Origin of the sequence: Rhodococcus sp. BP-160 (genome assembly GCF_019836205.1) — a bacterium.
In the GTDB taxonomy this organism is placed as follows: Bacteria; Actinomycetota; Actinomycetes; order Mycobacteriales; family Mycobacteriaceae; genus Rhodococcoides.
In genome coordinates, this window is the sequence record NZ_JABUEK010000003.1 from 643,735 (window position 1) to 662,363 (window position 18,629).

Annotated in this window: 23 protein-coding genes; 10 read left to right on the forward strand and 13 right to left on the reverse strand. The window is 68.6% G+C overall.

Annotated features, from left to right (window positions below; genetic code table 11):
* The first annotated feature begins 60 nt into the window (after positions 1-60).
* The 4 genes from HQ306_RS22635 to HQ306_RS14925 all read left to right on the forward strand — a co-directional run bounded on the left by HQ306_RS22635 (position 61) and on the right by HQ306_RS14925 (position 2,905).
* Complete coding sequence (locus tag HQ306_RS22635) at positions 61-333, forward strand: type IV toxin-antitoxin system AbiEi family antitoxin domain-containing protein (protein WP_308115515.1); 273 nt, start codon at positions 61-63, stop codon at positions 331-333.
* Entirely contained in the window at positions 330-905 is a 576-nt protein-coding gene (locus HQ306_RS14915; RefSeq protein ID WP_308115516.1) for a DUF559 domain-containing protein, read from the forward strand. Before HQ306_RS22635 ends, HQ306_RS14915 begins: the two co-directional genes overlap by 4 nt.
* 110 nt (positions 906-1,015) lie before the next feature.
* A complete protein-coding gene (gene thrC, locus HQ306_RS14920; protein ID WP_222632266.1) occupies positions 1,016-2,461 on the forward strand; it encodes a threonine synthase in 1,446 nt (481 codons plus the stop codon).
* A gap of 9 nt (positions 2,462-2,470) precedes the next feature.
* Positions 2,471-2,905 carry a VOC family protein gene (locus HQ306_RS14925; RefSeq protein ID WP_222632268.1) on the forward strand — a complete coding sequence of 145 codons (435 nt, stop codon included), beginning with the start codon at positions 2,471-2,473 and terminating at the stop codon, positions 2,903-2,905.
* On the opposite strand, the gene HQ306_RS14930 is transcribed toward HQ306_RS14925, so the two are convergent.
* Complete coding sequence (locus HQ306_RS14930) at positions 2,906-3,337, reverse strand: MarR family winged helix-turn-helix transcriptional regulator (protein WP_051613432.1); 432 nt, start codon at positions 3,335-3,337, stop codon at positions 2,906-2,908. It abuts the gene before it with no gap.
* A 183-nt stretch (positions 3,338-3,520) separates the two neighbouring features.
* Between HQ306_RS14930 and HQ306_RS14935 the strand changes: the two genes are divergently transcribed.
* The gene (locus HQ306_RS14935) at positions 3,521-5,653 is read left to right on the forward strand and encodes an MMPL family transporter (protein ID WP_308115517.1); all 2,133 of its coding nucleotides are present in this window, start codon (positions 3,521-3,523) and stop codon (positions 5,651-5,653) included.
* Positions 5,650-6,255 carry a lipocalin family protein gene (locus HQ306_RS14940; RefSeq protein WP_222632270.1) on the forward strand — a complete coding sequence of 202 codons (606 nt, stop codon included), beginning with the start codon at positions 5,650-5,652 and terminating at the stop codon, positions 6,253-6,255. Before HQ306_RS14935 ends, HQ306_RS14940 begins: the two co-directional genes overlap by 4 nt.
* A 25-nt stretch (positions 6,256-6,280) precedes the next feature.
* Here HQ306_RS14940 and HQ306_RS14945 read toward each other — a convergent pair whose 3' ends face one another.
* Both HQ306_RS14945 and HQ306_RS14950 read right to left on the reverse strand, forming a co-directional pair.
* Positions 6,281-6,637 carry a universal stress protein gene (locus HQ306_RS14945; RefSeq protein ID WP_027506099.1) on the reverse strand — a complete coding sequence of 119 codons (357 nt, stop codon included), beginning with the start codon at positions 6,635-6,637 and terminating at the stop codon, positions 6,281-6,283.
* 37 nt (positions 6,638-6,674) lie between these two features.
* On the reverse strand, positions 6,675-8,090 hold the full coding sequence (locus tag HQ306_RS14950; protein ID WP_056441079.1) for a sugar porter family MFS transporter: 1,416 nt from the start codon (positions 8,088-8,090) through the stop codon (positions 6,675-6,677).
* Between the two features lie 199 nt (positions 8,091-8,289).
* Here HQ306_RS14950 and HQ306_RS14955 point away from each other — a divergent pair, with 199 nt between their 5' ends.
* A complete protein-coding gene (locus HQ306_RS14955; protein ID WP_222632272.1) occupies positions 8,290-8,439 on the forward strand; it encodes a hypothetical protein in 150 nt (49 codons plus the stop codon).
* Here the strand turns inward: HQ306_RS14955 and HQ306_RS14960 are convergent, their stop codons facing one another.
* From HQ306_RS14960 to HQ306_RS14995, 8 genes are read right to left on the reverse strand one after another with little or no spacing between them, the layout of a single operon-like run.
* A complete protein-coding gene (locus HQ306_RS14960) occupies positions 8,440-9,543 on the reverse strand; it encodes an MSMEG_0565 family glycosyltransferase (protein WP_027506097.1) in 1,104 nt (367 codons plus the stop codon).
* Positions 9,525-10,388, reverse strand: a complete 864-nt coding sequence (locus HQ306_RS14965) for a carbon-nitrogen hydrolase family protein (protein ID WP_056441078.1) — start codon at positions 10,386-10,388, stop codon at positions 9,525-9,527. The genes HQ306_RS14960 and HQ306_RS14965 overlap by 19 nt, the downstream gene beginning before the upstream one ends.
* A gap of 7 nt (positions 10,389-10,395) precedes the next feature.
* The gene (locus HQ306_RS14970; protein ID WP_037185980.1) at positions 10,396-11,649 is read right to left on the reverse strand and encodes an MSMEG_0569 family flavin-dependent oxidoreductase; all 1,254 of its coding nucleotides are present in this window, start codon (positions 11,647-11,649) and stop codon (positions 10,396-10,398) included.
* Positions 11,646-11,930: an MSMEG_0570 family nitrogen starvation response protein gene (locus HQ306_RS14975; protein WP_056441075.1), complete on the reverse strand. Its 285-nt coding sequence runs from the start codon at positions 11,928-11,930 to the stop codon at positions 11,646-11,648. The genes HQ306_RS14970 and HQ306_RS14975 overlap by 4 nt, the downstream gene beginning before the upstream one ends.
* The gene (locus tag HQ306_RS14980) at positions 11,923-12,831 is read right to left on the reverse strand and encodes a carbon-nitrogen hydrolase family protein (protein WP_222632274.1); all 909 of its coding nucleotides are present in this window, start codon (positions 12,829-12,831) and stop codon (positions 11,923-11,925) included. The genes HQ306_RS14975 and HQ306_RS14980 overlap by 8 nt, the downstream gene beginning before the upstream one ends.
* On the reverse strand, positions 12,828-14,225 hold the full coding sequence (locus HQ306_RS14985) for an MSMEG_0567/sll0787 family protein (RefSeq protein ID WP_222632276.1): 1,398 nt from the start codon (positions 14,223-14,225) through the stop codon (positions 12,828-12,830). Before HQ306_RS14985 ends, HQ306_RS14980 begins: the two co-directional genes overlap by 4 nt.
* A gap of 1 nt (position 14,226) precedes the next feature.
* Entirely contained in the window at positions 14,227-15,300 is a 1,074-nt protein-coding gene (locus HQ306_RS14990; protein WP_222632278.1) for an MSMEG_0568 family radical SAM protein, read from the reverse strand.
* 12 nt (positions 15,301-15,312) lie between these two features.
* A complete protein-coding gene (locus HQ306_RS14995; RefSeq protein WP_027506093.1) occupies positions 15,313-15,837 on the reverse strand; it encodes an MSMEG_0572/Sll0783 family nitrogen starvation response protein in 525 nt (174 codons plus the stop codon).
* Positions 15,838-16,007: 170 nt separating this feature from the next.
* Here HQ306_RS14995 and HQ306_RS15000 point away from each other — a divergent pair, with 170 nt between their 5' ends.
* Genes HQ306_RS15000 through HQ306_RS15010 form a run of 3 tightly spaced genes read left to right on the forward strand, consistent with a single transcriptional unit; the run spans position 16,008 to position 17,721 of the window.
* Positions 16,008-16,904, forward strand: coding sequence for a DUF3626 domain-containing protein (locus HQ306_RS15000; protein ID WP_308115518.1), 897 nt, complete (start codon positions 16,008-16,010; stop codon positions 16,902-16,904).
* 12 nt (positions 16,905-16,916) lie between these two features.
* Positions 16,917-17,297: a hypothetical protein gene (locus tag HQ306_RS15005; RefSeq protein WP_027506091.1), complete on the forward strand. Its 381-nt coding sequence runs from the start codon at positions 16,917-16,919 to the stop codon at positions 17,295-17,297.
* Entirely contained in the window at positions 17,290-17,721 is a 432-nt protein-coding gene (locus tag HQ306_RS15010; RefSeq protein ID WP_027506090.1) for a hypothetical protein, read from the forward strand. Before HQ306_RS15005 ends, HQ306_RS15010 begins: the two co-directional genes overlap by 8 nt.
* Positions 17,722-17,770: 49 nt before the next feature.
* Here HQ306_RS15010 and HQ306_RS15015 read toward each other — a convergent pair whose 3' ends face one another.
* Both HQ306_RS15015 and HQ306_RS15020 read right to left on the reverse strand, forming a co-directional pair.
* On the reverse strand, positions 17,771-18,142 hold the full coding sequence (locus HQ306_RS15015; RefSeq protein ID WP_222632280.1) for an SdpI family protein: 372 nt from the start codon (positions 18,140-18,142) through the stop codon (positions 17,771-17,773).
* A gap of 3 nt (positions 18,143-18,145) precedes the next feature.
* Positions 18,146-18,574 carry an SRPBCC family protein gene (locus HQ306_RS15020; RefSeq protein ID WP_056442173.1) on the reverse strand — a complete coding sequence of 143 codons (429 nt, stop codon included), beginning with the start codon at positions 18,572-18,574 and terminating at the stop codon, positions 18,146-18,148.
* Between the last annotated feature and the right edge of the window lie 55 nt (positions 18,575-18,629).

Sequence of the window (18,629 nt, forward strand, 5' to 3'; positions counted from 1 at the left end):
GTTCACTGCACCGGATCCGATCCACGGAACTGCCGCGGAGGCGCGCGCGTCCAGTGCGAGATGATCGAGAGACTGCTGGCCGAGCAGGACGGGGTGGTGACCACCGCGCAGGCCCGCACCGCCGGACTCACCCCCGAGGCCATCGAGTGGCGCGTCCACACCGGCCGCTGGCGGCGCACGAGTCGCGGAGTGTTCTTCGCCGTCGACCGACCGTTCACCGACGACGCGCGGATCCGGTGCGCGGTGTGGTCCACGAGTACGGGCGCGCTGTCCGGTCCTGCAGCCGCGTACTGGTATCGCATGCTTCCGCGGGCCCGGAGACGATCGAGGTGACCGTACCCCGGACAGGCTCCGGTCGCGGAATCACCGGCGTCCGGGTGCGCCGGCGCGACCTGCCGAGCATCGACGTCGTGATCGTGCGCCGTGTCCTCGTGACGAGGACGCCGCTGACCGTTCTGGAGGCGTCCACGGTGCTGGGCCCCGAGGTCATGGATCGCGCCCTGCAGAAGACGATGACCCTCGACCATCTCCGACGAGCGCACGCTCGCAACCCCGGACGTCGCGGGTACGCGCGAGCGGAGCAGCTCCTGCGCGCCGCCGAGGGCGGTGCCCGGTCCGACGCCGAACGGCTGTTCCGCAGGATCATGAGATCCGCACACATCACCGGACTGCGGGTGAACCTGCCGTACGCGGGCTACATCCTCGACTTCGCGTTCCCGCACGCCAGGGTCTGCGTGGAGATCGACGGGTGGGCCTTCCACTCGGACAGCGCCGCGTTCCACCGCGACCGGATCCGGCAGAACGTCCTCAGCAGGGAGTGGACGGTGTTGCGGTACACGTGGCGGGACCTCGTCGAACGGCCCGACGAGGTGGCTGCCGAGGTGCGACGCTTCGTCACCGGATGATCCGGTGCAGCTACCCGTGCTCTCCACGGTTCACTGCACCAGATCCGGTCCGGACCGGCGGATGTGGCACAGTTGTCAGCCGGGCGCGCCACCGGACGAGAGAGACGAAGATGCAGTATCAGTCGACGCGGGGTCACAACCTGCCCCAGCACTTCTCGGACATCCTCCTCGGCGGCCTGGCCCCCGACGGTGGTCTCTACCTGCCGGCCGAGTACCCGCAGCTGACCGCCGACGAGCTCGAGTCGTTCCGCTCACTGTCCTACGCCGACCTCGCCTTCGAGGTGCTCTCGAAGTTCGCCGACGACATTCCCGCGGAGGACCTCCGCGACATCACGCGCCGGACGTACACCGCCGAGGTCTACTCGAACGGCCGACCCGGCGACGACACGTCACTCATCACCCCGCTGCGTCCACTCGGCGAGGAGCAGGGCACCTCGCTCCATCTCCTGGGGCTGTCCAACGGCCCGACGCTGGCATTCAAGGACATGGCGATGCAGTTGTTGGGCAACCTGTTCGAGTACTCCCTCGCGGGCAGCGGCGAGGAGCTCAACATCCTGGGCGCCACATCGGGTGACACCGGCAGCGCCGCCGAGCACGCGATGCGCGGCAAGAAGAACATCCGCGTCGTCATGCTGAGCCCGCACGGCCGGATGAGCAGTTTCCAGCGGGCCCAGATGTTCAGCCTGCAGGACGAGAACATCGTGAACCTCGCGGTCGAGGGGAATTTCGACGACTGCCAGGACATCGTCAAGGCCGTCTCCAAGGACGCCGAGTTCAAGGCGCACCACGCCATCGGCACCGTCAACTCGATCAACTGGGGTCGAGTCGTCGCGCAGGTCGTCTACTACGTGCACGGGTGGCTCCTCGCGACGGACGGGCCGGGCCGGCGCGTGTCGTTCTCGGTGCCGTCCGGCAACTTCGGCAACGTGTGCGCCGGACACATCGCCCGGTGCATGGGCCTGCCGATCGACCAGCTCGTCGTCGCGACCAACGAGAACGACGTCCTCGACGAGTTCTTCCGCACGGGTGTCTACCGTCCCCGCGCGGCCGCCGAGACCCACCACACCTCGAGCCCCAGCATGGACATCTCCAAGGCGTCCAACTTCGAGCGCTTCCTCTACGACCTCGTCGATCAGGACGCGGTCCGGCTCGGTGAGCTGTTCCGCGCGCTCGACACCGACGGCGGCTTCGACTTCTCCGGTACTCCCGAGTTCGATCGCATCCAGGAGTTCGGCTTCGTGTCCGGCCGCAGCACGCACGCGAACCGCGTCGAGACCATCCGCGACGTGGCCGAGCGCTACGGCGTGACCATCGACCCGCACACCGCCGACGGCGTGAGTGTCGCCCGCCGGAACCTGCGCGAGGGCGTGCCCATGATCGTGCTCGAGACCGCGTTGCCCGCGAAGTTCGCGGACATCGTGCGGGAGGCACTGGGAACCGAACCCGAGCGTCCGCCGGCGTTCGAGGGCATCGAGGACCTGCCGCAGCGCTTCGACGTCGTCCCCGCGGACGTCGATCGCGTGAAGGACGTCATCGTGGAGCACACCGGTCGTTAGAGTCGAGCGATGTCGATACGACTCGAGAACGTCGGGATCGCGGTACGCGACCTCGACGAGGCCATCGCGTTCTTCACCGATCTGGGTCTGACACTCCTCGGCCGTGACACGGTCCAGGGCGAGTGGGCCGACACGGCGGTGGGTCTGGACGGCAATCACGCCGACATCGCGATGCTGCAGACGCCGGACGGGGCGGGCCGCATCGAGCTGTTCCAGAACCGCCATCCCACCATGATCGAAACGGAACCGACGCTCCCGCATCAGATCGGCATGCACCGCATCGCCTTCGAGGTCGACGACCTCGAGCAGGCTCTGGCAGTGGCCGCTCGGCACGGCTGCCACCCGTTGCGCGGTGTCGCGAACTACGAGGGTGTCTATGTATTGACCTACGTGCGCGGACCCAGCGGCATCATCGTCATGTTCGCTCAGAAGCTCGGGGCCTGATCACCCGGTGCTCTTGATCTCCTGGTGGTAGGTCTGCATGGCGTCGGTGAGAGCTCCGAACACACGGTGCGCCGCAGCGAGATCCGTGTCCGGCAGCGCGGACAGCGACTCGTGGACGTGCTGTCCGAGCGGGCCGAAGAACTGCCGTGCGACGTCCATTCCCGGCTCGTCGTAGCGGAGGATGACCCGCCGTCGGTCCCGCGTGTCGGGTTCGCGGCGGATGTGACCCGACGCGATCATCCGCTCCACCAGATACGTCATGGCGGCGGAGGAGAGTCCGAGGAGAGAGCCGAGCTCGCCCGGCGACACCGGACGTCCACCGACATCGGCGACCATGATGTGCAGCAGGGCTCGGAAGTCGTTCGCGCTGAGGTGGTGTCGAGAGCCGAACACACGGCCGAGCTGATCCGACTCGGCTGTCATGGCGCGCATGTCGGCGGCGATCGTGGATTCGAGATCGCGCCGGGCACCGTCGGCGTCGGTCGCGTCGGACCGCTCCGACCGTTCGTGTGCTGACACAGATTCTCCTTCGAAAACTCGGGTGTCAGCGTACTCGCCGGACCTCCGAGCAATGTCTCAGTTGCTTAACGATCAACTAACTGAGACACTTTTCCGGTGAGCGACAACTCTGTGTGGAACCGCGTGGCCGGCCTCGTCTCGGGGCCTCGGTCCTGGATCGTCGCCCTGCTCGTCGTCCTTGCCGCCGGCGCGCTCATCGGCGGCGTCGGGAGCAACTCCGCCGCCGAGAGTTCGCCGACATCGCTCCCCTCGGACGCGGAATCGGCACGGGTCGACGCCCTGCTCGAGGAATTCCCCGACTCCGACCTCTCGCCGGTGATCCTCGTGGTGACGCGCGCCGACGGCGGCGCCCTGTCCGAACAGGACCTCGCCGACGTCGCTGCCGCGAGGATGCGGATGAACGGTGTCGAGCGCGGGGTGGACGCGGGTGCGCCCGACGCCCCGGTCGTTCCCGCACCCGACGGCGAGGCGGCCATCGCCCCCGTCCAGGTGTCGACGTCGGAGTCCGGAACGGGACTGGCCGATCTGGTCACCGAGCTGCGCACCGCTGCCACCGACGGCCTCCCCGACGGGTTGACGGCGCAGGTCACGGGCGGTCCCGCGTTCGCCGCCGACATCGCCGACTCCTTCTCCGGGGCCAATGTCACGCTGCTCGGCGTCACCGCGCTGGTGGTGGCCCTGCTGCTGATCGCCACGTACCGGTCACCGGTTCTCTGGCTCGTGCCGCTCGCCGTCGTGGGCTTCGGTGACCGGGTCGCCTCGACGGTCGGCACCGCAGTGTCCGGGCTCACCGGGCTCTCGTTCGACGGCAGCACCTCGGGCATCACCAGCGTCCTGGTGTTCGGCGCCGGGACCAACTATGCGCTGCTGCTCATCTCCCGGTACCGCGAGGAACTGCGCCGCGAGAGCGACCACCGGGTCGCCCTCCACCATGCCGTGCGACGCGCCGGCCCGGCCATCGTGGCGAGCAACGCGACGGTGGTGCTCGCGCTCCTGACGCTGCTGCTGGGCACTCTGCCGAGTACGCGCAGCCTGGGCGGTCTGGCCGCGGCCGGTCTCGTGGTCGCCGCCGTCTTCGTGCTCTTCGTTCTTCCGCCACTGCTCTCGCTGTTCGGTCGGAAGCTGTTCTGGCCGTTCGTTCCTCGCGTGGGCGATCCCGAGCCGACGGACAAGGGCGTGTTCTTCCGCGTCGCCAACGCCGTCGGTCGTCGACCCGGCCGCGCCGCGGCGGTGTCGCTGGTCGCGCTGGCCGTCTGCATTCTCGGCCTCGTCGGAACGAACGTGGGCCTGTCGCAGACCGAGCAGTTCCGCGTCACCGCCGAATCCGTCACCGGCATCGACACGCTCGCCGAGCACTTCCCGGCGGGGCAGTCAGATCCGACCGTCGTCGTCGCCCGGACCGCGGCGGCCTCGGAGGTCGAGGCAGCGCTGCAGGACACCGACGGCGTGGTGTCGGTGTCCCGAACTGCGGACTCCCAGCCCGCCACCTCCGACACCGGTCTCACCGAGTGGTCCGTCGTGCTCGACGCGGAACCGTCCTCCGACGGCGCGTTCGCCGCGGTCGAGAACCTGCGTGCATCTGTCGCTCCGATCACGGGTGCCGACGCTCTGGTGGGCGGCAGCGATGCGCAGGCGCTGGACACGTCCGATGCCGCAGCTCGCGACCGCCTGGTGATCATCCCGGTGATCCTGCTGGTGGTACTGCTGGTGCTGTTCGTTCTGCTCCGGTCGGCCCTCGCACCCCTGGTGCTCGTGGCCACGACGGTGCTCAGCACGCTGGCGGCTCTGGGCATCGGCAGCTGGGCCAGCGAGAACATCTTCGGCTTCCCCGCCCTCGGCGACAACGTGCCGCTGTTCGGGTTCCTGTTCCTCGTGGCCCTGGGTGTGGACTACACGATCTTCCTCGTCACCCGGGCACGCGAGGAGACACCGTCGTACGGGACGCGGACGGGCATCGTGCGCGCCGTCGCGTCGACGGGCGCGGTCATCACCAGTGCGGGCATCGTGCTCGCCGCGGTGTTCACCGTGCTGGGCGTCCTGCCACTCATTCTGCTCACGCAGCTCGGGATCGTCGTGGGCCTCGGCATCCTGCTCGACACCTTCGTGGTCCGCACGATCGTGATTCCGGCCCTGTTCACCCTGATCGGTCCCCGCATCTGGTGGCCGACCGAACTCGACCCGCACTCCGAAGACAGTCCGAACGCCACGAAAGAAGGAGTCACCTCATGATCCGCAGCATCATCCGCACGGCAGTCGCCGGAGCGTTGGTCACCGGAGCTCTGCTCGCCGGCGGCAGCGCCGCGTCAGCGCTGCCTCTGTTCGAGCCGCTGCAGCCCATCGCTCAGCTGGACGTCCAGCGCTACGCGGGTGACTGGTGGCAGATCGCGGCCGTCCCGCAGCCGTTCAACCTGAACTGCGCCAAGGACACCCGGGCCAACTACCAGGTGCTCGACCCCAGCAACGTGCGCGTGCAGAACAACTGCACCCGCTGGGACGGCGGAGCCAACGAGATCATCGGCAACGCCCGGGTGAACGATCCGGTCACGCAGGCGCAGCTGCACGTGAGCTTCCCCGGCGTGCCCACCCAGGACAATCCCGAGGGACCCACCAACTACATCGTCACCTACATCGCCGACGACTACTCGTGGGCGCTGGTGGGCGACCCGTTCCGCACGTCCGGCTTCGTCCTGTCGAGGTCGCCGCAGGTGAGTGCCGATCAGTGGAAGCAGATCCGGAGCGTCGTCGAGAGCCGCGGCTACAACGCCTGCCTGCTGTTGACGTCGCCGACCACTCAGGGCAGCAACGAGATCCGCCCGCTCTGCACCGTCTGACCTCTGCCACCGCTCACCGTTCGGCTCAGCTGGGTCGAACGGTGAGCACCGGCACCGGTGACGTCATCAGCAGACGCTGACTGACGCTGCCCAGCAACGCCTTTCCCACCCGACTGCGCTTCTTGATCCCGATCACGAGTCGCGTCACCTCCGGGTGCGCCTCGATCTCGTCGATCACCGCGATCACCGGGTCGCGGTCCTCGCGCCCCGCCCGGTCGATCACTCGCACCGCCACGTCACCGCCCACGTCGCTCGTGTCGAGCGCGCCGAGGGTCAGGTTCACCGCGATCACGTCGGTCTCGAGCATGCGCGCCTCCGACACCGCCTCCGACAGTGCGTGTCGGCCCTCGTCGCTGTCGGTCACTGCCACCAGTACTGCCATGATGTCTCGCCGTCCTTCTCGAAGTGGGGTGATCGTGTCAGGAGTACTCGCGGCGGAACCGGGCCTCGAGTTCCTCCAGGCTCTGACCGCGGGTCTCCGGCACCTGCGTGATGATGAAGACCAGGGCCAGTATGCCCAGTCCGACGAAGATGAAGAACGTCGGCGCGATGCCGAGCGCGTCGACCACCGGCGGGAAGGCCAGTGCGACGGCAGCATTGGCGATCCACAGCATGAACACGCAGACACCGATGGCGAAGCTGCGAATCTTGAGCGGGAAGATCTCTGCGAGCATCAGCCAGACCAGCGGCCCGATCGTGCCCTGCATGCAGAAGACGAAGAGCACGACGAAGACGAGGATGAAGTATGCCTTGGCGGTGCCGTCCGGCAGCAGCAGTGCGGACAGTCCGACCAGGAGATGGAAGAGCGTCGTCAGTGAGAAGCCCGCGATCAGCATCGTTCGGCGATCGATCCGATTCATGATGAGCAGGCCGACCGTGATGCCGAGGACGCTGAAGAGGCCGTTGAGCGTGTTCGCGATGATGGCGGAGCTGCTCGAGAATCCGGCGTCGCCGAGGAGCTGGGTGCCGTAGTACATCACCGAGTTGATGCCCGTGAACTGTTGGAACACACCGAGTCCCACACCGATGTAGATCAACCGTCGGATCCACCGCACCGACAGGTCGGCCGCGCCGCCGGTCTGCGAAAGCTTCTCCTCCTCGGCCAGCGCGTGCACCTCGGCCATCTCGGCCTCCGCACGTTCGGGGGACCGCACCTGCTTCAGCACCGCCAGGGCGTCGTCGTCCCGGCCCTGCGAGACGAGCCAGCGCGGACTCTCGGGCATCCGCAGCATGCCGAAGAACAGTGCGAACGCGGGCAACACGGCGACCAGCAGCATGTAGCGCCAGACGGAGTCGTGCTCGCCCCAGATGTTGAAGATGAGGGCGTTGATCACGAAGGCCGCGAACTGGCCGCTGACGATCATGACCTCGTTGCGCGTCACCAGGGAACCGCGGCGCTCGAACGGTGAGACCTCCGAGAGGTACACCGGCACGGTCGCGGACGCTCCGCCGACCGCGAGGCCGAGGATGAAGCGGAACACCGCCAGCACCTCCCACGACGGGGCGAGAACGCAGCCCAGAGTGCCGAGGACGAAGATGCCGGCCAGCATCAGGATGTTGTGCCGACGGCCGTACTTGTCCGACAGTCGGCCCCCGACCAGTGCGCCGATGGCCGCCCCGAAGATGAGGATGCTGACGACGAAGCCCTCGGTGAAGGCCGTGAGCGACAGGTCCTCCTTCAGCGGCTCCAGCGCGCCGTTGATGACGCCCGTGTCGTATCCGAACAGCAGGCCACCGAAGGTCGCCACCACGGCGATGACGCCGAGGCGACGCGAGTGGGGACCGGGTGCGTCCGGCGGTAGTGCACTTCCCGTGGTGCTGACTTGCGAAGACATGACATCCCATCGTCGGCGTGGCGGGTCCGAGCCGCCCAGCGACGCTCGAACCATGTCTGTATGTCTTAACATAGTTTCCACGCCCTGAGAAGTGGATCACATCATTTTCCCCTCGACGCCGGTATATCTCTCAGTTGTTCAACTATTCAGAATCTGAGATGATCGGTCCGGCGATCCACGTCGAGAAGGGAGTGCCACCATGTCCGACGTGCCCGAGCGAGACAGCGAGCAACGCGCGTCTCCGTTGTCGTTCGTCCAGTTGTTCTTCGACGCGACGGTCGACACCACGTCGCCGGGACACCTCCCCGACGACGGACCGGACGACGCGGGCACATCGCCCCTGCGCTGATCAGCGATGCGCGAGCCCTGCGTAGAACGCGAGATGAGCGGCCGCGGCGTCGTCCCAACTCGTGCGGGCAGCCAGTGCGCGCCCGGCAGCGGCACGGTCGTCCGACGTCAGAGCGTCCTCGAGTGCGGCAGCCGTCCCCTCCGCGTCGCCGCCGTAGCGCACCGCGTCCCCGAACACCTCGCGGAACACGGGGAGATCCCGCACCACGACGGGAACCGAGGCGGCGAGAGCCTCCATCGCGGCCAGCCCGAAGCCTTCCTTGGTGGAGAGGAACGCGAATGCCGACGCGCCCGCGACGAGAGACGGGAGCACGTCGTGGTCGACGGTGCCGAGCACCCGCGGTACGGGCCCCTCGTCGCCTGTCGACCGACCGGCCTCCGGCCTGCCCGCCAGTTCCGCGAGTCGGGTGTCGAACTCCGCCCGGTACCCCCGGTAGTCGAACAACGTCTCACCGCCGGCGAACACCAGACCCACGTCCGGACACCGCTCTCGAAGCGCGGCGTGGGCCTCGAGCAGGTCGATGCTCCCCTTGCGCGGCTCGATGCCACCGACCGCGAGGACGTATCGGCCGAGACGGGTGCGCCACTCGTCGCCGCGTGCCGCCGCGAACCGAGCATGGTCGACCCCGTTGGGGATGACCGTCGGCGACAGCCCCCATCCCGCACGCACCTCGTCGGCCACGGCGCGCGAGACACAGATGCGGGCGAGGGGCTCGACGACCGCGCGCTCGTGGCAGGCGGCGAGTTCCGGTGTCGTGAACTCCTCGAGGTGGTGGATCGTGCGGACACAGCGTCCGACGGCGTTCGCGGTGATGCAGTCCTGGGCATGCACGACGTCGGCGTCACCCGGGTCGAATGCACTGCGCATCAGTGCTATCGACCGCAGGATGCGATCGCCCACCGACTCGTCCTCGCGCGCCGGGAACGGAACGAGACGAACCGTCACCGCGGGATCGATCGCACGGTAGAAGCCCTCGTCGCCGCCGCGCGCCAGGGACCACACCGTCACGTCCGCTCCCGCGCGCGCCAGTGCTTCCGCCAGTTCGACGGTGTGGACCACTCCCCCTCGCGGTTTCGTCGAGTAGGTCAGGAGGGCGACACGCACGTGGTCTCCTTCGATGCCTGTGAGTGGTAGGTGTCCGGTCGTCGTTCGTCGAGGTGACGCAGCACCCGACGGGCCCGGTCCACCTCCGCGTCCACGTCGATGTCGCAGCACGCCAGGCCACCCTTGTCTCGCGTCCGGCACAGGACCTCGCCGCCGGGACCGACGATCTTCGCCTGCCCGAGGAAGCGCAGAGATCCCGTCACCCCCGTGTGATTGGACGACAGCAGCACCACCTGATTCTCGGCTGCCCGGGCGGCGTCGTAGAGGTCGAACAGGCGAGACTGTCTGTCGTTGGCCAACTTCGACGCCCTGTCCGTCACACTGGCCGGCCACGCCGACAGCGCCGCGATGATGCGCGCACCGTCCAGAGCCAAGGTGCGCGCCGCCTCGGGGAATGTCTTGTCGTAATCGATCAGCATGCCCATCCTGCCCACCGGCGTGTCGAACGCCGAGAACCGATCTCCCGCCGCATAGGCCAACGACTCCCCCGCCGGTTGGTGCACCTTTCGATGACGACCCAACACACCGTCGCCCGTGAGGCACACGGCGGCGTTGTAACGGACCAGGGCCGCCCTCTCGGTGTAGCCCACGCACACGGTCATCGCACCGGCCGCAGCAGCGATCACCGCGAGCTCGGGTCCGTCCTCGTCGAGCGCCGGCGGCAGCTCCTCGAGATCGGGCCGCGCGAGATCACCGAGGTAACCGCCGAGGCAGGCGTCGGGCAGGACCAACAGGTCGATGCCCCGCTGATGGCCCTGCTCGATGATGCCCACGATCTTCTCGACGGACCGCTCGACGTCACGGCCGAAGTGTCCCGCGAGCGCCGCCGCCCGGATCGGCGCCATCTCGCGGTCAGACCGCCGCGGGCACGCGGGCGCCGACCGCCGGGGACATCTGCTCCGCGAGGTACTCCGCATCCCGTGCCACCGCCGCGAATCGGCCCGAGCCCCAGGTGTTCTGCCATGGCAGACCCAGGAAGTACAGGCCCTCCGCCGCGGTCACACCGCGGGTGTGAGCCGGGTGGCCCTCACCGTCGAACACCCCGACCTTCAGCCAGCGGTAGTCCCGGCGGAAGCCGACGGCCCACACGACGGACGTGACGCCCGCCGCCTCGAGATCGAGCTCGGTGGGTTCCGACTCGGGCCGCCAGACCGGTGTGTATCGCTCCTCGACGGGAGCGTCGAGTCCCGCCCTGGTGATGTAGGCGTCGATGTCGTTCTTGATGCCCTCCGACACCGCGTCCGCCGCGTCGAGTGACTGCTCGAGAGTCGGCGCGAAACGCAGGACACCGTCCGAACCGACGTCGGTCAACCGCCCGTACAGCCGCATCCCGTCCAGCGCGAAGGCACGCAGGTCGATGTCGCGTCCGCCGTCCCGCCCGGTCACGTAGTGGTTCGTGCTCTCCCGCTTGGAGAGTCCGCCGGCGTGTTCGGAGATCGACACGTCGTACACCCCCATGTCCTGCAGCCACGCGACGCAGTCCCGTCCGCGGTAGAAGCGGGCGACACGAGGCGCGGACCCCGCGACGAGGTGCACCTGCCTGCCCTCGAGGTGCAGATCCTCGGCGATCTGCGCGCCGGACTGCCCGGTACCGACCACCAGGACCCCACCCGGAGGAAGCGCCGCCGCGCTGCGGTACCCCGACGAGTGGATCTGCGTGATCGTCTCCGGCACTCGCTCGGCGAGGCGTGGAATCGACGGGACGTGGTAGCCACCGACGGCCACCACGACCTGATCCGCGGTCATCGACCCGGCGGAGGTCGACACGACGTGGCCGCCGCCGGGTGCCTGCTGCACCGACAGCACCGCGACGTGTTCGCGGACCGGAGCGCCGAACGAGTCGGCGTAGCGCCGCACGAAGTCGTACACCAGGTCTCGGGTCATGAATCCGTCGGGATCGTCGCCGTCGTAGGCGTACCCGGGCAAGACGCACTGCCAGTTCGGTGTCACCAGGGTGAAGTTGTCCCACCGCCCGTCCAGCCACTCGTGGGCGATGGTGTCCCGTTCGAGGACGACATGGTCGACACCGCGTCGGGTCAGGTGCCAGCTCATGGACAGCCCCGCCTGGCCCGCGCCGATCACGATCACGGTGTGATGCTCGGTCATCGCGCTCCTCCCAGGTCGAGCACGTGCACGGTGCCGCGGTCGAACGCCGCTGCGGTGGTCTCGATCTCGCGCAGAGTCGCCGCTGCCGAGGTACACGCGAAGCCGTACTTGGCCCGCACCCGGTCACTGGCCTCGGTGAGCGCGAGTCGACTGCGCTGCACGAAGTCGGCGATCTCGTAGCGCGTCCCGACCGTGAGATGGTCACGGACGACGAGTGACGGTGAGTAGCACTGTTGGCGGCACCCGTTGGGCCACTGGACGGTGAAGGTCATCTCAGGCACGGCTCATCACCCGGTCCACCCGTGACATGCTGTCGCCGTCGACGAGGGTCCCATACACGGACGGACGGCGGTCCCGCAGGTTGTACATGCCACCTCCGCGAGCCGCCGCGATCGCCTTCTGCACATCGAGAGTCGCTGTCGCCAGGCCGGGTTCGACGCCCGTGCCGGCGAGGATCTCCCCTCCCGGACCGACGATCTTGGCGCTGCACACGAAGTCCAGCGACCCGAAGGACCCCGCCTGATTGGACGCGATCCACACGACCTGGTTCTCCAGTGCTCGCGCCTGGTCGTAGATGTCGAAGCGCAGCTTCCATCGATCGTCGGCCATGTTCGGAGCACGACCCGTTCGCGAGGTCGGCCATGCCGACAGCGAGGTGATGATCTCGGCGCCGTCGAGTGCGATCTCCCGCGCCGCCTCGGGGAACGCTTTGTCGTAACAGATCTGCATGCCCATCCGGCCGACCGGGGTGTCGAAGGCGCGGTACTCGGAACCCGCCGAGTAGCAGAGGTTCTCGCCCAGCGGCTGGTGCACCTTGCGGTACGAGCCCAGCACCCCGTCACCGTGCACCGTCACCGCGGCGTTGTACCGCGTGAGACCGTCCGCCTCACAGAACCCGAAGGTCACCACCATGTCCCCGGCCATCGCCGACACTCGCGCGATCTCCGGACCGTCCAGCTCGAGGGCCGGCGGCAGGTTCTGCAGCCGGGTGCGGCGCTTCTCCTCCGACTCGTCTCCGCCTCCCAGACTCGGGAGGTAGCCCCCGAGGCACGCCTCCGGCAGGACCAGCAGCGCGCTGCCGCGTCGCCGTGCTTCCGCGATGGTGCGCTCGATGGTGGCGTACGACTCGTCCATGTCGCGGCCGAAGCGCTCGGACGCCACCGAGAGAGTTGCGTCGTTCATGCTGGTCCCAATCCTGTGACTGCGGCGGAGACCGCCGAGGTGGTGGCGCCGTCGGGCCACCGCAAGGTGACTCCCGGCTCCGAGGTGAGGCGGCCGCAGGCGGCCGATGTCGCCGGACCGGCCGGCGGGAGCCGACGTCCGGGGCGGTCCGCGGTGATCATCGCGAACCCGGGGAAGCACGTGATCCATCGGCCGAGGTCGGCACCGCCGGGTCGGGGTATGCGGGCGACGTCGATCTCGGCGCCCGTACCTGATGCCTCGGCCAGCATGCCGACGGTGCCCGCGAGCCCCGCCATGCTGACGTCCTTCGCCGCACGAGGAGCTGCCCGGGCCACGAACGAGCCCATCTCGCGGAGGTCCGACCCGGAGCGTGCGGAGGTCGAGTCCCACTGCAGGCCGTGGTAACCGGGTCGCCAGCCGCCCCCGAGGTCGGCGGTGAGACTCAGCTCGTCACCGACCTCACCGCCGCCCGCACGCACCGGCGACGACGTCCGTCCGAGTGCCGTGACCGACAGCGCCGCCGGCACACCCACCTGGGTGTGGCCGCCGAGCACGGGAACCCCCCACGCGTCACCGGCGCGGGCGAGGCCCCGGATCACGCGGGTGAGGAGCGACGTCGTCGGAGCGCCGACGGCGTCCAGCATGCCCACCGGGGTCGCACCCATGGCGGACAGATCGTTCAGATTCACCAGGGCGGCACACCATCCGGCCCACTCCGGGTCGCGCTCGACCATGGACGGCACGATGGCGTCGCACGCGGCGATGATGTCGGAGCCGGGCACCGGCACTCCGTCGTCGCCTCGGAAACCACTCGCCCCCAACCCCAGTGGCGCAGTGGCCAGGGGCGCCAGCACACCTGCGAGCACGGCCTTGGTCGACCGGACGAGACGTGCCACCGTGTCGATGGTCCAGCGCATCGTCTCGTGCGGGGCGCCGGCCAGCACGGTGGGGCCGGTGGCGGTCCACCCGAGCGCCGTGAACATCGGGACGTGGCGAGACTGCACGGTGGCGTCGAACCGCACCACCCCGGCCGTCTCCACATGAGCGCAGGCGGCTCGGATCAGAGCGGGTCCCACTGCGCGACTACGCTTCTCCCGCGCGACGACGAGGCGGCTGCCCGACCACCATCCCAGGTCGACGTCCGTGCAGGGAGCCACCCGGACCCCGCCGAGGACGGTGCCGTCGGGGGCGGTCGCGAGAAGGACGACCGCGCGCGGATCGTCGTCGACGCCGTCCCGGTCGGTACCCGAGAACAAGCCCTGCTCGACGACGAACGACTCGCGTCGAAGACGGTGATAGGCGGCGAGATCGGCCGCCGACTCGGCCGGCCGGACGAGGAACGGGGCAGCGCCGACGGTGGGTGCCCCGGTGAGGATCGACAGTTCGGTGCTCATGTCAGCCACCCATCGTCTGCAGGACGCTGCACGCACCACACGCTGCGCACCCGGCCTTCTGGTCGGTCCCCAGCATCTCCGCGTCCACCAGTGCCGCGGCCACCCGAGTGCTCACGTCCGTCAACAGCTCGGCGGACGGCGCCCCGGCCCCGTCGACGTCCACCGCGAGGGTCCCCGGGTGTGGCCGGAACGGGACGACGAAGGGATAGACCCCCATCGCGATCAGCTCGGTGGCGCCGCGAACCACCTCGTCCGGGTCCTCGCCGAGCCCGACCAGCAGATACGTCGACACCTGGTTGCGTCCGAAGACACGCACCGCCTCCACCCATGCCGCGCGGTACTCGTCGAGCGAGACCGACGCCTTGCCCGGCATCCAGCGGCGCCGCACGTCCTCGTCCAGGGACTCGACGTGGATACCGATGGACCGTGCGCCGGCGTCGTACAACTCGGTGAGGGTCGCGAGATCACCGGGCGGTTCGCACTGCACCTGGATCGGCAGGTCGGGGAGCACGGCGCGCACCGCGCGGACGCAGCGTGCCAGGTGCAACGCCCCGCGATCTCGGCCCGCCGAGGTCCCGGTCGTCATGACCATCTGGGTGATGCCGTCGAGTCGCACCGCCGCCTCGGCCACGGCGGCGAGATCGGCGGGCTTCTTCACCGCCACGGTGGCGCCGCTGCGCAACGACTCCTCGATGGAGCAGAACCGACACCGTTGCGACTCGTCGTAGCGAATGCAGGTCTGGACCACGGTCGTGGCCAGCACCCCCTTGCCGTGGAGCTTGGCGAGCTTCTCGTAGGGCACACCGTCGTCGGTGGTGAGGTCGTAGAAGGCCGGCCGGGCGATGGCGGCGATGTCCAGTCCGATGTCGTCCCCGTCGAACAGCACCCGATCGCCGTCCAGGACGTAGGGGCTCGACGGATTGCGGGGCAGCGCTGCACCGAGTCCGTCGATGCTCACGTGGCCGTCGTCGCTCGGTCCCGCACCCGCGGTGCGGCGCACCGGTGGGGTCCCACGGATGCCGAGCAGGGCCAGATCGACCCGGTGGTTCCTGGTCTTCAGTCGAACGTCGGACATCGCCGTCTCACCTCAGACCATGTACGTGGAGTTGATGATCGCGCCCTTGCGGGCGTAGTGGATCAACGCGTCCTGCACGTCCAGCGGGTGCGCGGGCACGACGCCCTCGATGAGGTCTTCCTCGCGGCCGCCGTGCAGCGCGAGCCCGAATCGGCAACAGAACACGGTGCCGCCCTCCGAGATGAACGTCGCGAGAGCGTCGTTGATGTTCTGCTCGCCGGGGAAACCGGAGTCTCCGGTGGTGGGGAAGCCGCGGGTCGCCAGGCAGTTGATGGCACCGGGACCGTAGAAGTACATCGCCGACTCGTAGCCCTTGCGCAGAGCGCGCGTCGCCTGCAGCACGGCGACGAAGCTCACCGACGACTCGTGGGCGATGCCGTGCACGAGGGTGAAGTACGACTCGCCGTCCTCCGCCTTGTAGTCCGGGAAGATCTTGGTTCCGCCGTAGATGTTGCTGCCCTTGGGGAGTGACGGGTGCGGGATCTCGGCGAGTGAGGCGGACATGTTGTCGAGGATGGTCTGATCGAACGCGGCCACGGGAACCTCCGGAAGATGAGTGAGCGAGTACTCGGGTGCGGAGACGTCCGTCCCGCTGACACCAGTACAGGCCCGCTCGATGTCCGGATGGTCACCCGCGGAACAACGCCCTGTTTCGTCCTGCTCACTCGCGTAACCCCGGCGACACACCGCCGCGTTACCGTCGGAGTGTGGTCGACGCCTCGGGTGCCCGGCGCCTCCTCGCACTCGCGCACGTCGCGTCGCGAGTCGAGGCAGGCCCACCCGTGCCGCCGGCGACGAGAGTGACCGTGCACTTCCATCCCGATCGGCTCGTGGCCGGCCGACCGTTGCTCGAGGTGCTGATCGAGGAGAACCTGTACCGATCGCAGTTCGTCACCGGCACGAGCAACGGCGGGTTCGATCCTGCGCCCGGCGGTCGTCGCCACGCATGGGAGTCCCGGATGTTCGGTGGGGTGTACGACCACGGCCCGGCATCGGAGCGCCCGATCTACGGCTCGCTGAATCACCGCCTGGAGCCTGCGGGCGGATCGGTGCGCTTCGGCTCCTCCCACCTGGTGCTCCGCCGAGACGTGCTCCCCCGGACGACCTTCTGCTACCCCGATTCCGTCCACGAGCCGACAGCCTTCGGCACCGGTGAGCGCATGCCACTCGTCGAGACGGCACTCTCCCACCACGACGTCGACGTGCTCGACGACTACATCGAGGCCCATGTCCACGGACCGCTACGACTCGACACCGATGTCGAGGCACTCGTTCTCGACCCGTCGTTCCGCGGGACCGAGCTGGACGCGATCGCACGCCGGGCACCAGTTCCGGTGCGGTGGCACCACGGGTTCGAGCTGACATCGAGTCGGTTCGATCACTGCGCCGACTACCGCGGACCACGCATCGCCGACCTCGCACGGTCCGTGGCGAGAGACGGGCGTCTCACCGCGTACATCGTCGGTCAGGCCGCGAACACCGGTGAGCACGACGATCAGCACGTCAAACAGCTCTGGCACTGCGTCGCGCGCTTCGGACACGACTGGTCCGACCGTCCGGGGGCCGCAACCTCACCTGCCGAGGGACGAATCGGACGGGGATAAACTGGGCTCACCATGCTCACACCCATCACGGTCGCCCTCTACGTGCTGCCACTCGTCGCCGCGGTCTGGGCACTGGTGAAGCTGATCCGCAATCAGGCGCTGCTCCTCGCGAACCGCGGAGACCGCGTGTTCTTCCGGTTTCTCGTCGGCATCGAGCTGCTCGTGCTCGCGCAGGCCGTGGTCGGTTTCGTCGCCCTGGCCACCACCGACCGCGATGTGCACACCGTCACCTTCGGCGCGTACCTCATCGGTCTCGCACTGCTGCTGCCCATCGGTGTGTGGTGGTCTCTCGGGGACCGCAGTCGCGGCGGCACCGCCGTCCTGATCGTCGTCACCCTCACCCTCGCGGTGATGGTGCTGCGTCTGAACCAGATCTGGGCCGGCCATGCCTGACACCGCACGCACGGACCTGCAGACGGCCACCCGGTCCGGCATCGGGCGCGTCCTCATCGCCCTCTACGCCCTGTTCTCCGTCGCCGCCGCGTCGCGCTCGGCGGTGCAGATCGGGACCCGGTTCGACGACGCACCGGTCGCGTACCTGCTGTCCGCGTTCGCCGCCCTGGTCTACATCGTCGGCACCGTGTGTCTCGCACGAGCCTCCGTGGTGTCGCGCCGCATCGCGACCATCTCGTGCGTCGTCGAGATAGTCGGTGTGCTCGCTGTCTCGATCGCCAGTTACGCCGTGCCGCAGGAGTTCCCGGAGCCCACGGTGTGGTCGCACTTCGGATCGGGCTACCTGTTCATCCCGGTGATCCTGCCGATCGCGGCGCTGTGGTGGCTGCGCCGGACGGACACCGGTAGGGCGGGGAAGGGCTGATTCGTCCGCGCTGCGGCCACACGAACGAGCCACCTAGCAGTGGGTGGGATCACGCGTGACGTTTGGCCACCCGGTCCGCACGCACGGTGGCGGCCACCAGGATCACAGCTTGCACCGCGAGACCTGCGGCGGGAACCGAAACCACCGCGGGCCCGATGTCGGCCTCGGTGATCGACGCGATCAGCCAGAGCGTGCTCGTCAGAACGACGACCACGACAGCGATGACACCGACGGCGAGAAAGTGCGCCGCGGCAGCTCGATGACCGGCTCGCCAGGCATCGCGGGACGCCGTCGTCGCCTTCGTGCGCAATCCCACGGCCGAATTCACGTCCACGTTCGTGCCCGGCCTCCGCATCACGAGCGACACGGACCCGAGGAGAACCACCCCGACGAGAAGTGACAGCACCGGAGCAGGTTCCACGAACTACCCCAGCTTCGCCAGGTTGGTCACACTCGTGCGCACGTCCGACTCCAGCACCTTCGCGACGACCCCGCCGATCGGGCCGGACAGCAACCCGCCGCGGAAGTTCGCGTCGAGGGTGAACTCCGATCCGGCGCCCTTCGGCGCGACGGACATCTTCAGATCGATCTTGATGCCGCCCTTGCCTTTGCCGAGCAGCGCGATCTCGTAGGGCTTGTCGTACTCGGTGATCGTCCAGGTGATCACGTTGCGGAAACCCTTGACCTTGATCAGCGAATCGATGGTGACGCCTTCCTTCAACGTGTCCGGCACGGGACTGCGCCATCCACCGAAGATGGTCATCCACTCCTGGAAGCTGGACAGATCGGACGCCCTGGCCCACGCCTCGTCCGGTGTCATCGTCGAATCCACCGTCACGTTCACTCCGGCCACGCGGCCCTCGCTTCCTGCCTCGTCGGTCCCGCGCGCGGGTCCTGCCACCGAGCGT

Bases quoted from the DNA above. Each gene is read 5' to 3' on its own strand.
- HQ306_RS22635 (WP_308115515.1), top strand. From the start codon at position 61: ATGATCGAGAGACTGCTGGCCGAGCAGGACGGGGTGGTGACCACCGCG.
- thrC (WP_222632266.1), top strand. From the start codon at position 1,016: ATGCAGTATCAGTCGACGCGGGGTCACAACCTGCCCCAGCACTTCTCG.
- HQ306_RS14925 (WP_222632268.1), top strand. From the start codon at position 2,471: ATGTCGATACGACTCGAGAACGTCGGGATCGCGGTACGCGACCTCGAC.
- HQ306_RS14930 (WP_051613432.1), bottom strand. From the start codon at position 3,337: ATGCGCGCCATGACAGCCGAGTCGGATCAGCTCGGCCGTGTGTTCGGC.
- HQ306_RS14940 (WP_222632270.1), top strand. From the start codon at position 5,650: ATGATCCGCAGCATCATCCGCACGGCAGTCGCCGGAGCGTTGGTCACC.
- HQ306_RS14945 (WP_027506099.1), bottom strand. From the start codon at position 6,637: ATGGCAGTACTGGTGGCAGTGACCGACAGCGACGAGGGCCGACACGCA.
- HQ306_RS14950 (WP_056441079.1), bottom strand. From the start codon at position 8,090: ATGTCTTCGCAAGTCAGCACCACGGGAAGTGCACTACCGCCGGACGCA.
- HQ306_RS14955 (WP_222632272.1), top strand. From the start codon at position 8,290: ATGTCCGACGTGCCCGAGCGAGACAGCGAGCAACGCGCGTCTCCGTTG.
- HQ306_RS14965 (WP_056441078.1), bottom strand. From the start codon at position 10,388: ATGGCGCCGATCCGGGCGGCGGCGCTCGCGGGACACTTCGGCCGTGAC.
- HQ306_RS14970 (WP_037185980.1), bottom strand. From the start codon at position 11,649: ATGACCGAGCATCACACCGTGATCGTGATCGGCGCGGGCCAGGCGGGG.
- HQ306_RS14980 (WP_222632274.1), bottom strand. From the start codon at position 12,831: ATGAACGACGCAACTCTCTCGGTGGCGTCCGAGCGCTTCGGCCGCGAC.
- HQ306_RS14985 (WP_222632276.1), bottom strand. From the start codon at position 14,225: ATGAGCACCGAACTGTCGATCCTCACCGGGGCACCCACCGTCGGCGCT.
- HQ306_RS14990 (WP_222632278.1), bottom strand. From the start codon at position 15,300: ATGTCCGACGTTCGACTGAAGACCAGGAACCACCGGGTCGATCTGGCC.
- HQ306_RS15005 (WP_027506091.1), top strand. From the start codon at position 16,917: ATGCTCACACCCATCACGGTCGCCCTCTACGTGCTGCCACTCGTCGCC.
- HQ306_RS15010 (WP_027506090.1), top strand. From the start codon at position 17,290: ATGCCTGACACCGCACGCACGGACCTGCAGACGGCCACCCGGTCCGGC.